The organism is Microbacterium sp. 2FI (assembly GCF_005502885.1).
GTDB lineage: Bacteria > Actinomycetota > Actinomycetes > Actinomycetales > Microbacteriaceae > Microbacterium.
Window position 1 is genome coordinate 292645 of the sequence record NZ_SCMR01000001.1, and the last position, 15369, is coordinate 308013.

Genomic DNA, 15369 nt, shown 5'->3' on the forward strand with positions numbered 1-15369 from the left:
TCCCAGAACTTCGTTGTCGTGGTTCTCATGACGTCCGGGCGCGACGATTCTGCACCGCTGGGGACGGCGCAAGAAGGTGGCGTTTACCGTCGATGTCGACCATATTGTCGACATGAAAAGCAGCCGGTTGGCGGATTCAACGACCTGAGGAGTCCAAAATAGGTTGCTCTTGGGTCAATGTCAACACGCAATGAAGATAAAAAGAATCTAAACCGGTCAATGAGTTCAGAAGTTGAACGCCGGGCTTATGTGATGACCCGGCCGCCCTCCAGCCGCACGACGCGGTCGACGAGCCCGTCGGGCATCGCCACGTGCGAGATGAGCACGACGGCCTGATCGTCGCCGACGGCGGTCAGCAGATCGGTGAGCAGGGCATCCGATGCGTCGGGGTCGACGCCCGCCGTCGGCTCGTCGAGCACGAGCACCGGGAATCCGCGGAGGAGCGCCCGTGCCAGCGCGATCCGCTGCGCCTGCCCGCCCGAGACGAGCGCCCCGCGCTCGCCGACCCGCGCGTCGAGACCACCGCGCTCGCGGAGCCAGTCGCCGAGCCCGACGCGCGCGAGCGCCGTCTCGAGGTCGGCGTCGGTCGCGGTGTCGCGTGCGAAGAGGAGGTTCTGGCGGATGTCTTCGTCGAAGAGCATCGGATGCTGCTCGCACAGGCCGACAGCGAGCCGCACGTCGTCGCCGGCGAGATCGTGCGCCGAGCGCCCGCCGATGTCGTAGGCGCCGTCGGTCTCGAGGAAGCGGACGAGCGCGTGGGCGAGCGTCGTCTTGCCCGCGCCGCTGGATCCGATCACGAGCACGCGCTCGCCGGGGCGGACGTCGAGATCGAGATCGTGGAGCGCGGCATCCGTGTCGCCGGGCCACCGCACCGACGCCCCGCGCAGGCGCACGCCGGCGCCGAGCGTCGGAGCGACTCCCGTCGCGGACACGCGCTCGTCGACGAGTTCGGCGGGCAGCTCCGCCGGGAGCGAGTCGGCGATGCGCTCGGCCGACGCCCGCACCTGTCGCCACGCGGCTGCCGCGAGCGGCACGGAGGCGAAGACCTCGAACACGGCCATCGGCACGAGGACGACGACGGCGAGCGCCGGGCCGGTAAGGGAACCGGATGCCGCACCCGGCGCCGCGACGAGCACCGCCGCAGCTGAGGCGAGGCCCGCGACGAGCGAGACGACCGCAGCGGTCCCGGCCTGGGCGCCGGCGCGCCGGGTGACCGCGCGGCGGAGGTCGGCGTCGGCGCGCGCGACGCGCTCGCGGCTCTGCTCTTCGGCGCCGAAGGCGGTGAGCACCTCGAGGCTGCCGATGTGGTCGAGCAGGGCGTCTGCCAGGCGGGCGCGCAGCGGGGCGACGGCGCGTTCGGCGCGCGACCCGGCAGCCCACCCCCACAGCACCGCCGCGGCGCCGGCGACGACGAGGCACGCGAGCAGCGTGAGGCCGGCGGGCCACCACACGATCGAGACGAGCACGACCGCGCCGAGCGCGACGGTCGCCGACGAGACGAGCGGCTGGACGACCCGCAGCGGAAGGTTCTGCAGGTCGTCGACGTCGTCGACCAGAGCACCGAGGACCGAGCCGCGGCGCGTCTGTGTGAGGCCGTCGGGTGCGAGCGGCACGAGGCGTCGCACGAGCGATGCCCGCGTGCTCGCGAGCCGGCGCAGCGCCGCATCGTGCCCGGCCAGGCGCTCGAGGTAGCGGAAGGTCGCACGGGTGAGGGCGAACAGGCGCACGCCGACGACGGCCGCCGAGAGGTAGAGGACCGGCGGCTGCTCGCTCGCGCGCACGATCAGCCACGCGCTCACCGCGAGGAGGGCCACCGCCGAGGCCTCGGTCGCGAACCCGGCCGCCAGGGCGGGCCAGAATCGGCGGGCCGGGGGAAGGGCTCCGCGCAGCACCTCAGCGGTCGAGGTCGCGCTCACACGATCGGTCACGCGACCACCTCGCTCGGCTCGAGCCGCACGACGCGGTCGGCGATCGCGCGGGCGCTCGTGCGGTGCGAGATGAGAAGTACGGTCGCGCCGTCGTCGGCGATCGAGCGGATGCTGCGCCAAAGGCGCTCCTCGGTGACGGGATCGAGCGCCGAGCTCGGCTCGTCGAGAGCGACGACCGCGGCCCGCCCTCCGAGGCGCCGGTAGAGCGCGCGGGCGACCGCGACGCGGTGGGCCTGACCGCCCGACAGTCCCGCCCCCTGCACGCCGAGCGCGCGCCCCGGCTCGAGGTCGTCGGCGCACGCGAGCTCGAGTGCACGCCGCACGATTTCTTCATCTGGCGCCGTGTCGCCGAGCGCGACGTTCTCGGCGATCGTCCCCGTCACGAGCCCGGGCTGCTGACCCGCCCACGCGAGCCAGCTGCTCGGTGCGAGCTCGCGCACGTCGATGCCGTCGCACTCCGCGTCGCCGTCGAACTCGGCCGCACCGCGGAGTGCAGCGAACACGCTCGACTTGCCCGCGCCGCTCGGGCCCTCGACGAGAGTGACGGTGCCGGGTCCGGCCTCGAGCGACACGGGTGGCAGCATCCGCTCGCCGCGCCGAACGCGCACACCGTCGAGCCGCACGACGCCGTCGGGTATGGCGGCCGACGCGTGCCCCGCGCCGTGCCGACTGCTCGCGCGCGCCGCGTCGAGCACCGCGAAAACGTCGTCGGTCGCAGCGACACCCTCGGCGGCCGCGTGGAATTGCACGCCCACCTGCCGGATCGGGAGGTACGCCTCGGGCGCGAGCAGCAGCACGAAGAGCCCGACCGACAGCGCCAGGGCGCCGTCGACCAGCCGGAACCCGATCGACACCGCGACGATCGCGACCGAGATCGAGGCCAGGAATTCGAGCGCGAACCCCGAGAGGAACGAGATGCGCAGCACCTTCATCGTCTCGCGCCGGTAGGTCTCGGTGACCTGCTCGATGGATGCTGCGGCCCGGTGCTGCCGGCCGAAGACCTTCAGGGTCGACAGTCCCTGCACCGTGTCGGCGAAGCGCGCCGCGAGTCGCTGGAGGGTCTGCCACTGCCGCTGCTGCACCGTCCGCGTCGCGAGTCCGATGAGCACCATGAACAGCGGGATGAGGGGAAGGGTGAGGAGCACCGTCAGTCCGGAGATCCAGTCCTGCCACCACATCACCGCGAGGATGATCGGCGTCGCGACGACGGTCTGCACGAGCTGCGGCAGGTAGCGGCCGAAATAGGCCTCGAGCGCGTCGAGCCCGCGGCCCGCGGTGATGGCGAGCTGGGCGGAGTTGCGCGTGCCGAGCCACGCGGGACCGAGGGTTCCGACCGCGTCGACCAGCGCCGTGCGCAGCTGGGTCTGAACGCGCGCGGCGGCGCGCGCCGCGGCGGCTTCGCGCGCCCACAGCAGCACCGCGCGGGCGACGACCACGATCGCGAGAGCGCCGAGGGTTTCGACGAGTTCCCGTTGCGGCATCCCGTCGATCGCGCCCGTGATCGCCCGCGTGAGAAGCCACGCGAACGCCACGATGACGGCGGTCTGCGCCACCGCGATCACCCCGATGGCGACGAAGAAGCCGCGCGATGCGCTCGCGTACCGCAGCAGTCGCGGGTCGACAGGCCGCATGCGCTCACGTGGCGCGGCGGCATCCGTCTCTGTCATCGCCTTCCGACCCTATCTCCCCACCGTTTACGGACGGGACACGCCGCGAGGGGACGTGCGCCCGGCGGCGCGTCCCGTCCGTAAACGGACGTGTCGAGGGGTCAGTGCGCGAGGGCCGCCGCCTTCTCGATCCGCGACCGCGTGACCCGCTTGCGGAAGACCCAGTACGTCCAGCCCTGGTAGACCAGCACGAGCGGCAGGAAGATCACCGCAGCCCACGTCATGATCGTGAGCGTGTAGTCGGTGCTCGATGCGTTCTCGATCGTGAGGCTGTTGTTCGCGAGGTCGGTCGAGGACGGCATCACGTAGGGGAACAGGGCGAACCACAGCGTCAGCACAGCCGCCACGATCGTGGCCGCACCGAACCCGAAGGCCCAGCCCTCGCGGTCGCGCAGATTGAACACGAGCGACATGACGAGCGCCGCGGCGGCGATCGCGGCCCCCGCGACCACGAGCGAGATCAGCGGCGCGCCGCGACCGGCCGCGATGAAGATCGTCCAGATGAGGAACGCGGCGGCGACGACGACCGTCAGCATCCCCGATCGCCGCGCCAGTCGCCGGGCGTCCTGGTGAACCTGCCCGTCGGTCTTGAGGGCGACGAAGTACACGCCGTGCGTGAAGAAGAGCAGGAGGGTCGTGAGGCCGCCGAGCAGGCCGTAGGGGTTGAGCAGCGTGAGCAGCGAACCCATGAACTCGTGGTCGGCATCCAGCGGCACGCCCTGGACGATGTTGGCGACCGCGACGCCCCACAGCAGCGCGGGGACGGCCGAGCCGACGACGATCATCGTGTCGAAGCCCTTCTTCCACCGCAGCGAGTCGCGCTGGTGGCGGTACTCGAACGACACGCCGCGGAGGATGAGCGCGAGCAGGATGAGCAGCAGCGCCAGATAGAAGCCGCTGAACAGCGTCGCGTACCACTCCGGGAAAGCGGCGAACAGGCAGGCGCCGGCGACGATGACCCACGTCTCGTTGAGGTCCCACACCGGGCCGATCGTGTTGATGATCTGACGGCGGCTGATGTCGTCCTTGCCGAGGAACGGCAGTGACATTCCGACGCCGAAATCGAACCCGTCGAGCACGAAGTAGCCGACGAAGAGGAATCCGACGATCCAGAACCAGAGGTTTGCGAGGTCCATGGCGCTCTCCTAGTAGACCGTCGTCGGGGTGTCTTCGACCGCGCGGTGCCGCGGGTCGGGATCATCCGGGCCGGGCAGGGGATCCGGCCCCTTCTGCGCGGTCTTGACGATGAGACCCACCTCGACCACCGCGAGGGCGGCGTAGATGAGGGTGAACGATACGAGCGAGATGAGCACCGTCCAGCCGGGCACACTCGGCGACACCCCGTCTTCGGTGAGCATGAGCCCGAACACGATCCAGGGCTGGCGACCCATCTCGGTGAAGACCCAGCCGATGAGGATCGCGAAGAGGGATGCCGGCCACGCCCAGATCGCGAGCTTCCACGCCCATGCCGGAACGTCGCGCTTGGCCTTCTTGCGCGTGAGCCACAGGCCGACCACGGCCGACAGCGCGGCGATGCCGCCGAGCCCGATCATCCAGCGGAACGACCAGTAGGTGATCCACAGCGTCGGCGCGAAGTTGCCGTCGACCTGATCGGCGAACTGCGGGAACAGCTCGGTCGTGTAGAGCATGTTGAGGTCGTTGATGCCCTCGACGCAGCCATCGAGCGAATGCGTCGACAGCAGCGCGAGCAGGTACGGAACGCGCAGCGACCACACCTCCTCGGTGCCGTCAGGCGTGCCGATGGAGATGAGCGAGAACGAGGCGTCCGCCCCGCATGCGCTGTCGAACAGCGCTTCAGCGGCAGCCATCTTCATCGGCTGCGTCGACACCATCACGAGGCTCAGCTGGTCGCCCGAGAGCGCGACGCCCGCGAAGGCGATGATCATGCCCCACAGGCCGTACTTCAGCGCCGGCCGCATCATCTCCTCGTTCTGGCGGCGCAGCAGGTGCCAGGCGGCGATCGAGATGATCACGCCCGCGGTCATCATGAAGGCCGCGAACAGCGTGTGGGGGAGCGCGGCGAGGGCGACCGGGTTGGTGAGCACCGCGAGGAAGTCGTTCATCTCGGCGCGGCCGCCGTCTTCGGCCATCTGGTAGCCGACCGGGTTCTGCATGAAGGCGTTCGCGGCGAGGATGAAGTACGCCGAGAACCAGGCCCCGATGGTCGCGATCCAGATACTCGCGAGGTGCAGCGCCTTGGGCAGCTTGTCCCAGCCGAAGATCCAGAGGCCGATGAAGGTCGCCTCGAAGAAGAACGCCATGAGGCCCTCGAAGGCGAGCGGGGCGCCGAACACGTCGCCGACGAATCGCGAGTAGGCCGACCAGTTCATGCCGAACTGGAACTCCTGCACGATGCCGGTGACGACGCCCATCGCGAAGTTGATCAGGAAGATCTTGCCGAAGAAGCGCGTGAGGTGCAGCCACTTGACGTGGCCCGTGCGGAACCACGCGGTCTGGAAGATCGCAACCGTCAGCGCCATGCCGAGGGTCAGCGGAACGAAGAGGAAGTGGTACAGCGTCGTGAGACCGAACTGCCATCGTGCAAGGAAGAGGGGTTCCAGCAGATCCACGATGCGTTCTCCGATCGCTCAGCCCGGGAGTGTGGTCTGACCACACGGTAGCATGTGGTCAGACCATAGAGAACTTCGGCCGGCCGCAGGCGGTGTCGAGACTCAGAGTTCCAGGAATCGCGCGCGAGCGCACCCCCTCGTCGCCGTGAATAATGCGCGGCGCGACTACCCTCGGAATCATGATCATCGGGGCGGCGCGACGCGGGAGGCGCGAGTGAGCGTCGTCCCGGTCACGATCGGGGTGCGGATGCCGACCCCCGCCGCTCCGGCATCGCCGGCGTCGCCCGGCGACCTGCTCGTCGACACCCACGGCCGCGTTCACCGCGATCTGCGCATCTCGCTGACGGATCGGTGCTCGCTGCGCTGCACGTACTGCATGCCCGAGCAGGGGAACGAATGGCTCGCGCGCAGCAGCATCCTGACCCTCGATGAGATCGAACAGATCGCGCGGGTTGCCGCGGCGGACGGGATCACGACGTTCCGCCTGACCGGCGGCGAGCCGCTGCTGCGCCCCGACATCGTCGAGGTGGTCGCCCGACTCGCCGCGATCACGGGGCCCGATGGTCGCGGTGTCGAGATCGCGATGACCACCAACGGCATCCGCCTCCGCGAGGTGCTGCCGGGGCTCATCGGCGCAGGTCTGTCGCGCCTCAACATCTCGCTCGACACCCTTCGCCGCGACCGGTTCCACGAGCTCACGCGCCGGGATCGGCTCGACGACGTGCTCGACGGCATCGCGGCGGCGGCGGAATCCGGCCTTCGCCCGCTCAAGCTCAACGCGGTCGCCATGCGCGACGTCAACGACGACGAACTGGCTGACCTGGTCGAGTTCGCCATCGGGCACGGTGCCGAGATGCGCTTCATCGAGCAGATGCCGCTCGACGCAGGACACACGTGGGACCGCTCGCGCATGGTGACCCAGGACGAGATCCTCGCCGCGCTCGCCGCGCGCTGGCGCCTGACCGCCGTGCCAGGCCGCGGCGGCGCTCCTGCGGCGCGCTGGCTCATCGACGACGGGCCGACGGCGGTCGGCGTCATCGCGTCGGTGACGGCGCCCTTCTGCGGCGACTGCGATCGCCTGCGCCTCACGGCCGACGGTCAGCTGCGGAACTGCCTGTTCTCGACGACCGAGTACGACCTCGTGCCGATCCTGCGCTCGCAGGAACCGGCCGAGACGGGGGTCGACGGCTCGATCGACCGGATGCTGCGCGACTGCGTCCGCGGAAAGCTCCCCGGTCACGCCATCAACGACCCCGCGTTCCTGCAGCCCGCGCGGGGAATGAACGCGATCGGCGGCTGACGACACGTCCACCACGATGGCCTTCGCAGCCATAGGCTGACCCCATGGGACGGATCACGGCGAACCGACCGGTCACCCGGATCACGTTCGACGAGTCCGGTGACGCGACCGCACGCCGCCGCCCCGACGCGCTCGCCGTCGAGGAGCCGCTCGAGATCCGCGTGGGAGGTGTCGCGCTCGCGGTGACGATGCGCACGCCGGGCCACGACATCGAGCTCGCCGCGGGCTTCCTCGTCTCGGAGGGCATCATCGCCGGCGCCGGCGACTTCCTTTCGGCGATCCACTGCGGCGGACCCGGCACGGGCGGCCCGGCCGCGGGCACTCCCGAGAACACCTACAACGTGCTCGACGTCACCCTCGCTCCGGGTGTCGCGGCACCCGAGCCCAACCGCAACTTCTACATGACGAGCTCGTGCGGCGTGTGCGGGACGGCATCCATCGAAGCGGTCGAGAAGGTGTCCCGCTTCGATGTCGCAGCCGACGCGGTCGAGGTGGAGGCGAGTGCCCTCGCGCGCTTCCCCGACGCGCTGCGCGCTCACCAGACGGTCTTCGACAAGACCGGCGGCCTCCACGCGGCCGGTCTGTTCGACGCGGCGACCGGCGAGATGCTCGTCGTCCGCGAAGACGTCGGTCGCCACAACGCCGTCGACAAGGTGATCGGCTGGGCGATTCTCCACGACAGGCTCCCGCTCGCGGGGATCGTGCTGCAGGTGTCGGGGCGTGCGAGCTTCGAGCTCGTGCAGAAGGCCGTGATGGCCGGCATCCCGATCCTGTCGGCGGTCTCGGCGCCGTCGTCGCTGGCGACCGAGCTGGCGACGGCCGCAGGCCTCACGCTCGCGGGTTTCGTCCGGGGAACCTCGCTCAACGTATACGCACGGCCGGAGCGGATCACCGTCGGCTCGGCCGCCGAGGCGGCGGCTCGCGCGGGTTAGCGTCGCTCGTCGTCAGTCACTCGTCGCGGCGAGGTGCACGACGCAGTGCGACGGATCGCACGACGGCGCGATCCCCTCGACGCGAAGGGGGCCGCCCGCCTGGGCGAGCACGCTCTCCATGAGCCCGAGGTGCACGCCGCACAGCGTCCCCCGATGCTCGGCGATGGGCGCGTGCGGGCACGGCGTGAGGTCGACGGTGAGCGCCTCCTCGTCGACGAGAGGATCGAACCCCGCCTCGCCGAGGTCGTCGATCAGCGCGTCGAGCTGGTGCACCGCCGCGTCCGAGAGCGTCGCGCCGCGGCCTTCGGGAGCGATCCGGCGGAGCAGATCACCGCGGCGCGCGGCGTCGGCGACCTTGCGCCGGGCGACGGGGCTGGCAGCTCCGGGCGTTCCCGTCGCCGCGGTGTAGAGCACACGGGGCCGGCCGCGCGTGGTGCGGTGCTCGGTCTCGGCGATCACATACCCGGCGTCGATGAGTCGCTGGAGGTGTTCGCGCACGGTGTTGGGATGCAGCCCGGTCGCGTCGACGATCTCGGCGATCGGTCGCTGCGGGCGCTCCTGCACGAGATTCATGATCTCGACGCGGGAGTAGCTCGAGATCGCGCTGTAGCCGGCCGCCATGGCCCCATTATCGCGCCGTGTGCGGCGAAGCCGCGGGCGCCCCGCCTCAGAAGACGAAGAGCTGGCCGAGCACCAGGATCGCGATGAAGAAGATCCCGAGGATCGCGGCGATGATGCCGAGCGTCTTGCCCGAGAGCTTCGCGACGCCCCAGCCGACGAGGAACGGAAGGGCGAACAGCAGGATCGCGACGATCCACCAGAACGCGACGTAGCCGCCGGTCGTGGCATCGGACAGTCGCCCGCCGAACAGCTGCTGCGAGAGCGGGTGCGTTGCGAAGCGCACCGCGGCCGAGATGGGCACCGCGACGAACGCGAACACGATGAGACCGAGGAGGGCTCCCCACAGCGCGGGGCTGCCGTTGCCGCTGAGCACGCCGCCGTGGAGTTCGGTCTCTTCGTACTGCTGCTTGTTGCCTGATGCCATGCGCAAGAGCCTAGCGGGGTGGGCGCGCGCCGCCTGTCACATGCCGGGTTGGTGGCCGAACGAGCCGAAGCTCATCGCCGTGGTCCCGTCGCTGTCGCTCCCGTCTTCGCCGTCCCCGCCGCCGACGAGCGCGCGCGTGATGGAGGCTGCTGAGTCGAGCATCTCGTCGAGTGCCGTGGCGAGATCCGCGTCGCCGAGTTCGTGGCCCGCGAGAGCGGCGCGCAGCGCCGCACGGCGGACGAGCTCTTTCGCGAAGGACGCCGTCACGCGATCGGCGCGATCGGCCGCAGCATCCAGCGCGGCGGTTGTGAGTGCGGTGTCGCGGGCGTAGAGCGCCAGCAGGGTGCGGCGGGCCGCGGCATCCGGCAAGGGGATCTCGACCGCGAGATCGACGCGACCCGGCCGCTGGGCGAGCGCGGGCTCGAGCATGTCGACGCGGTTCGTCGTGAGCAGGAACGCGATGTCGGCGTCGCCCCCCACGCCGTCGAGCGCGTCGAGGATCTCGAAGAGCAGCGGCTGCGGACCACCGAACATGCCGCGCTCCATGGCGACGAGGTCGACGTCTTCGAACACGAGCATCGCCGGCGCCATGGCGCGCGCGAGCCGCGCAGCCTCGGCGACAAACCGCAGGCTGCCGCCCTGCAGCAGGATCGCCGTGCGGCCGGGGGTCGACGTGAGCAGGTGCTCGACGGTGAGGGTCTTGCCCGTGCCGGGAGGGCCGTAGAGGAGCACCCCGCGCTTGAGGTGCTGACCCAGCGCGAGCAGCCGCTCGGCGTGGTCGCCGATGCCGATCACGTGGCCCCGGATGCCGTCGAGCACGCCGTCCGGCAGCACGACGTCGCCCGGGCCGACCTCGGGTCGCGCGAGGAACGTCAGCGCGCCGATGCCGTTGCCGAACTCGTCGGAGGTGAAGCTCACGACGTTGCCGCGGATCACGCTCCGCTCATTCATCACCTCGTGGAGCCGTGCGACGAGGCGCGTCGAGACGGCTTCGTCGGTCGCGGCGATCTCGAGGGTGACCGATTCGCGCCCGAACATCTGCGAGGCGTTGCGGACGAGAACCGCCACCGGCGACCCGTCGAAGCGGAACAGGTGGATGCCGAACGACACGGTCTGGCGGGTGGTCGACGGCCCGGTCGCCGTCGTGACGTATTCGACCGGTCCGGGCGCGAAGGTCGTGTACCGGTGCGCGAGAAGGTTCTGGAGGTCTTCGTGGTGACGCTCCATCCCGCCGCTGACGCCGATGAGCCGGGCGTCGGGGTCGGCCGCAGCCAGTGCAGCGAGCGCGATGTCGGTGTCGACGAGGCGGTGGGGACTGACCTGCTCGCGGGTGACCGGGAGCGCGCGCGGGTCGACGCCGAGGTGCTCCTGGATCGACGCCCCGAGCGGCGTGGTCTGGGGTTCGCGCGTGTCGGGCAGGGCGTTCAGGCGCTGCACGAGTCGCTGCAGGTCGGTCACGAGAGCGCGGTCCGTCGATTCCATGCGCTTCACCGTATCGGGCGCGGTCGACACTCATGCGCGCGGCGCCGCGCGCCTAGGATCGATCTCGGACCGCACAGCGCGGTCCGACCGAGGGGGAGCGCGTGAGCGACAACGACGACCGCACCACGTTCGTGCTGGTGGACGGCGAGAACATCGATGCGACGCTCGGCGGCTCGATCCTCGGCCGGCGCCCGCAGCCCGATGAGCGCCCGCGGTGGGACCGCATGATGGCGTTCGCTTCGCGCACGTGGCAGCAGCCGGCGCGCGGGCTGTTCTTCCTCAATGCCACGACCGGCATCCCGATGTCATTCGTGCAGGCGCTCAAGGCCATGGACTTCCAGGTGATCCCGCTGTCGGGTGGCGCTGAGGAGAAGGTCGTCGACATCGCGATCCAGCGCACGCTGCGCGCTCTCACCCAGCGTGCCGACGACGTGATGCTGGTCAGCCACGACGGCGACTTCCTCGACGACGTGGAGGCCCTCGTCGACGGCGAGCGGCGAGTGGGGATCCTGGCGTTCTCGGAGTTCCGCAACGCCGGATTCGCCTCGATCGCGGGCCTCGAGCGCTTCGACCTCGAGTTCGACGCAGCTGTCTTCGATGCGCCGCTGCCGCGCGTGCGCGTCATTCCGATCGACGAGTTCGACCCGACGCAGTTCCTGCGCTGACCCGTCGCTCAGAGCAGGCGCGAGATGATCGCGTGACGATTGCTGCCGCCCGCCCACCACGCGGCAAGGGATCCCGTCTCGGAGAACTCGCCGAGTGGGGGGAGCGGAGCGCAGCCTGACTCCCCCGGGTCATCGCCCGCACGCAGAACCATCGAGACGCACAGTCGGAAGAGGAATCCCATCCTCCGACCGTACGAGCGCGTGCGCGCGAGCGGTGGGCGAGCCGGTCGCTGTGGACTCGGCATCCGAATCACGCGCCTGGGGAGGAACCGGCTAGCGCGCGACGATGGTCATCGGCATCCCGTGTTCCACCGTCAGCGTGCCGCGCATCACGGGACGCGCGACGAACCCCGTGGGCAGTCGCGGGTCGAAGCGCCGCGCGAGCACGGCGAGCAGCAGATGGCTCTCCAGCAGCGAGAAGTTGTTCCCGATGCACAGGCGCGGACCGGCGGCGAAGGGGTGGTAGGCGTGACGATGGCGGCTGTGCTCGGCATCGCTCGTCCAGCGGCCGGGGTCGAAACGATCCGGGTCTTCCCAGAAGTCGGGATGCCGGTGCGTGTAGAACGGCGAGAGCATGACGACCGACTTCGCTGCGACGTCGAACCCGCCGAGCGTGTCGGCGTCGACGGCATCGCGCGCATAGAACGGCGCGGCCGGGTACAGCCGCAGCACCTCTTTGACCACCTGGAGCGTGTAGGGGAGGGCATGCAGGTCGGCGAGGGTCGGCAGGCGATCCCCGAGCACCGTGTCGAGTTCCTCGTGAAGCTGCGCGGTGACATCGGGATGCCGCGCCAGCACGTACCAGGTGAACGTGAGCGTCCGCGCGGTGGTCTCGTGGCCGGCGAAGAAGGTCGTGATCGACTCGTCACGCAGCAGCGCCTCCGACATCGGCTCGCCGGTGTCGGCATCCCGGGCCTGCATGAGGCGGGTGAGGAGGTCGTCGGGCCAGTCAGACTCGTCGAGGGCGCGGCGCTCGGCGATCACGTCTGCGATGGCTCGGTGCACCACTTTGCGCGCGGCCAGATAGCGCCGGTTGCGCGCGGTCGGGGCCCACAGCGGCAGGCGGACGCCGATCATCTGCGCGTCGGTGAAGCCGATCATCTCGCTGACGGCATCCTTCATGCGGGTGATCGAGTCCATCGTCTCGGTGCTGAACATGGCCTTCAGAATGATGGACGCGGTGATCAGCGTCATCTCCTCCTCCATGTCGACGTCGGGGGTGCTTCGGGCGAGCTGTTGCCAGCGCTCGGCGAAGCGCTCGGCATCCTGAACGACGAGATCGGCGTACGTCTGCACGCCGCGCGGTGTGAAGAACGGCGCCATCAGCTTGCGCTGGCGCTTCCACAGATCGCCGGTGCTCCCGATGAGGCCCGAGCCGGTGAGATAGCGTCGCACGCCGTCGTAGCTCGGGCCCTTCTCGTAGTGCTCCCGACCCGAAACGGTGATGTGCTCGACCGCATCGGGATGCATCGCGAAGACGAGGCGCTTCGGACCGAGGTGGGCCTCGAACACGTCGCCGTGGCCGCGCCAGAGGTCACCGGCGAAGTCGAGGAAGCCGCTGCGGCGCACGCCACGGGCGAATGTGACCGGACCCACCGCGGGAGCCTGCGCCATCTTCGCCTCTCTCGCCTCTCCGTGCGTGACGGCGTCAGCGTATCGGGACGGAGATCCCCGGGGTAGGGGCGGCCGTTCGGATATCGTCGACCCGTGAGGCTCTCCCTGGTGTGTGCAGGCTTCGCGTTGCTGTGCGCCGGTCTCGCCGCGTGCGCCCCACCGGGCGTCGCGTGCCCGGCCATCGGCTACTTCAGTTCTGCGCAGATCGTCCTGTCGGAGCCGAAGTCCGGCGTAGGGCTCGAGCTCTGCGACCGGGAGGGCTGCGTTCCCGGCCCGCCGATCGCGCCTGTCGACGCGCCGCTCGTGATCGCCACCGAGCTCCCGGCGACTTCGGGTGACGCGCCGGCCGTCGAGCCTGATGAGACTCCGATCGAGGACACGGGAGTTCTGGCCATCGCGGGCGATGGACTGACGGGGTGGAACGCGGGCTTCGTCGGCGGTCAACCGGTGATCGGCTACCGAGTGGTCGGCGCTGACGGGGCGGTGATCGCCGAGGGCGCCGTGGAAGTGGAGTGGGTACGGGTCGGTGGTTCGGCGCAGTGCGGCGGTCCGCGCGAGGCGAAGGTCGAGCTGCCGGCCTGAGTCGCTGGGGCGCTGAAAGCCGGCCGTCGTCGCGTTGTGATGTTCATAACTCCGGATGAACGCGCGAAGCGGATGTTGTACACGGCGTGTCGGGGTACTTCGCGCACAACCATCCGGAGTTATGAACACGCGAACGCACGTCGCGCGCCGCGTACGCTTGTGCGGTGGCATCGGTTCTCAACATCTCGGCGTATCTGTTCACGCGGATCGACGATGCCTCGACCCTGCGCCCCGTTCTGCGCGAACGCGCGGTGGCCGCGGGCCTCAAGGGCACGATCCTCCTCGCCGAGGAAGGCATCAACCTGTTCCTCGCGGGCGACGCCGATGCCGTCCACGGCTTCGTCGACGACCTGCGCCGTGATCCCCGGTTCGCAGGCCTCACGCCGAAGGAGAGCTGGTCGGCCGAGCAGCCGTTCGGCAAGATGCTCGTGAAGGTCAAGCGCGAGATCATCCGCATGGGCCATCCGACGATCCGTCCCGACGCCGGCCGCGCACCGGCCGTCGCTCCGGCGACGCTGCGTCGATGGCTCGACCAGGGTCGCGACGACGAGGGACGCGAGGTCGTGCTGATCGACACGCGCAACGCGTTCGAGGTCGACTACGGCTCGTTCGACGGGGCGCTCGACTGGCGGATCGAGCGGTTCACCCAATTCCCGGTTGCCGCAGCCGCACACCGCGCCGACCTCGCGGGCAAGACGGTGGTCAGCTACTGCACGGGCGGCATCCGCTGCGAGAAGGCCGCGATCCACCTGCGTGAGCAGGGGATCGACGCCTTCCAGCTCGACGGCGGGATCCTCGGCTACTTCGAGCAGGTCGGCGGCGAGCACTGGAGCGGCGCATGCTTCGTCTTCGACGAGCGCGAGGCGCTGCATCCGGATCTCGCGCCGGTCGCCGCTCAGGAGTCTTCGCCCGGCGGCAGTGCCGCGAGCATCGACTCCATGTCGAGCGACAGATCGATCAGCTGACGCAGCAGCCCGCCGAGGGTCGTCTCGCGCAAGAGCGAGAACCGGTCGAACTCGCCGAGCGGCGCCATCGCCGCGAGCTGCCACGTCGACTCGACGGGGTCGTCCGAGATCTCGGTGCCGGCATCCCATTGCACCTCGCCGAACTCGGCAGCTCGTGCGAGCACGCGCCGCACGATCCGCTCGGCCTCGCCGAGCAGCGGCGCGAGCGCCTCGTCCCACTCGAGCGTCGGAAGTGCCGACACCTCGGCACGCGGGTGCGGGTCGTCGTCGAGCCAGCGGTCGACCGTGATCCGATCACCGCCGACGGCCACGAGGATGAGGTCTTCGGCGGCGGCCCGCACCTTCACCAGGCGCGCCATCGTCCCCACACTGTTGCGCTGCTCGCCGCCGCCCGCCTCGGGTCCGCGCTCGATGAGGACGACGCCGAACTGCGGGTCCTCCTCGTCGAGCAGGTGCCCGAGCATCGTCAGATAGCGGGGCTCGAAGATGCGAAGGACGAGCGGCGTGTGCGGAAACAGCACCGCTCCGAGCGGGAACATCGCCGTGGCGCTCATGCATCCCAGTCAATCAAGCCCCGGGGGTCTGTGGGCCGCTTACG

General features: G+C 70.1%; 15 protein-coding genes. 5 read left to right on the forward strand and 10 right to left on the reverse strand.

Annotated features, from left to right (window positions below):
* Positions 1–245: 245 nt before the first annotated feature.
* From cydC to FFS15_RS01375, 4 genes are all read right to left on the reverse strand, one after another.
* The gene (gene cydC, locus FFS15_RS01360; RefSeq protein WP_249353624.1) at positions 246–1928 is read right to left on the reverse strand and encodes a thiol reductant ABC exporter subunit CydC; all 1683 of its coding nucleotides are present in this window, start codon (positions 1926–1928) and stop codon (positions 246–248) included.
* The gene (gene cydD / locus FFS15_RS01365) at positions 1925–3595 is read right to left on the reverse strand and encodes a thiol reductant ABC exporter subunit CydD (protein WP_137843197.1); all 1671 of its coding nucleotides are present in this window, start codon (positions 3593–3595) and stop codon (positions 1925–1927) included. The genes cydC and cydD overlap by 4 nt, the downstream gene beginning before the upstream one ends.
* Before the next feature lie 101 nt (positions 3596–3696).
* On the reverse strand, positions 3697–4731 hold the full coding sequence (gene cydB / locus FFS15_RS01370) for a cytochrome d ubiquinol oxidase subunit II (protein WP_137843198.1): 1035 nt from the start codon (positions 4729–4731) through the stop codon (positions 3697–3699).
* Between the two features lie 9 nt (positions 4732–4740).
* Complete coding sequence (locus tag FFS15_RS01375; RefSeq protein WP_137843199.1) at positions 4741–6186, reverse strand: cytochrome ubiquinol oxidase subunit I; 1446 nt, start codon at positions 6184–6186, stop codon at positions 4741–4743.
* 247 nt (positions 6187–6433) lie between these two features.
* Here FFS15_RS01375 and moaA point away from each other — a divergent pair, with 247 nt between their 5' ends.
* On the forward strand, positions 6434–7486 hold the full coding sequence (gene moaA, locus FFS15_RS01380) for a GTP 3',8-cyclase MoaA (protein WP_137843399.1): 1053 nt from the start codon (positions 6434–6436) through the stop codon (positions 7484–7486).
* Positions 7487–7530: 44 nt separating this feature from the next.
* A complete protein-coding gene (gene fdhD / locus FFS15_RS01385; RefSeq protein ID WP_137843200.1) occupies positions 7531–8418 on the forward strand; it encodes a formate dehydrogenase accessory sulfurtransferase FdhD in 888 nt (295 codons plus the stop codon).
* A 12-nt stretch (positions 8419–8430) separates the two neighbouring features.
* Here the strand turns inward: fdhD and FFS15_RS01390 are convergent, their stop codons facing one another.
* From FFS15_RS01390 to FFS15_RS01400, 3 genes are read right to left on the reverse strand one after another with little or no spacing between them, the layout of a single operon-like run.
* A complete protein-coding gene (locus FFS15_RS01390; protein ID WP_137843201.1) occupies positions 8431–9039 on the reverse strand; it encodes a helix-turn-helix domain-containing protein in 609 nt (202 codons plus the stop codon).
* Positions 9040–9085: 46 nt separating this feature from the next.
* Positions 9086–9463 carry a hypothetical protein gene (locus FFS15_RS01395; protein ID WP_137843202.1) on the reverse strand — a complete coding sequence of 126 codons (378 nt, stop codon included), beginning with the start codon at positions 9461–9463 and terminating at the stop codon, positions 9086–9088.
* Between the two features lie 36 nt (positions 9464–9499).
* Positions 9500–10945: an ATP-binding protein gene (locus FFS15_RS01400; protein WP_137843203.1), complete on the reverse strand. Its 1446-nt coding sequence runs from the start codon at positions 10943–10945 to the stop codon at positions 9500–9502.
* Positions 10946–11046: 101 nt separating this feature from the next.
* Here FFS15_RS01400 and FFS15_RS01405 point away from each other — a divergent pair, with 101 nt between their 5' ends.
* Positions 11047–11610 carry an NYN domain-containing protein gene (locus tag FFS15_RS01405; RefSeq protein WP_137843204.1) on the forward strand — a complete coding sequence of 188 codons (564 nt, stop codon included), beginning with the start codon at positions 11047–11049 and terminating at the stop codon, positions 11608–11610.
* 8 nt (positions 11611–11618) lie between these two features.
* Here FFS15_RS01405 and FFS15_RS18530 read toward each other — a convergent pair whose 3' ends face one another.
* Together FFS15_RS18530 and FFS15_RS18535 are read right to left on the reverse strand one after the other, a co-directional pair.
* Positions 11619–11792, reverse strand: coding sequence for a hypothetical protein (locus FFS15_RS18530; RefSeq protein WP_171013039.1), 174 nt, complete (start codon positions 11790–11792; stop codon positions 11619–11621).
* 91 nt (positions 11793–11883) lie between these two features.
* Positions 11884–13224 carry a cytochrome P450 gene (locus tag FFS15_RS18535; RefSeq protein ID WP_212743091.1) on the reverse strand — a complete coding sequence of 447 codons (1341 nt, stop codon included), beginning with the start codon at positions 13222–13224 and terminating at the stop codon, positions 11884–11886.
* 93 nt (positions 13225–13317) lie between these two features.
* Between FFS15_RS18535 and FFS15_RS18540 the strand changes: the two genes are divergently transcribed.
* Together FFS15_RS18540 and FFS15_RS01415 are read left to right on the forward strand one after the other, a co-directional pair.
* Positions 13318–13806: a hypothetical protein gene (locus tag FFS15_RS18540; protein WP_171013041.1), complete on the forward strand. Its 489-nt coding sequence runs from the start codon at positions 13318–13320 to the stop codon at positions 13804–13806.
* A 164-nt stretch (positions 13807–13970) separates the two neighbouring features.
* The gene (locus tag FFS15_RS01415; protein WP_137843206.1) at positions 13971–14771 is read left to right on the forward strand and encodes a sulfurtransferase; all 801 of its coding nucleotides are present in this window, start codon (positions 13971–13973) and stop codon (positions 14769–14771) included.
* On the opposite strand, the gene FFS15_RS01420 is transcribed toward FFS15_RS01415, so the two are convergent.
* Positions 14702–15325, reverse strand: a complete 624-nt coding sequence (locus tag FFS15_RS01420) for an LON peptidase substrate-binding domain-containing protein (protein WP_137843207.1) — start codon at positions 15323–15325, stop codon at positions 14702–14704. The genes FFS15_RS01415 and FFS15_RS01420 overlap by 70 nt on opposite strands.
* Positions 15326–15369: the final 44 nt, after the last annotated feature.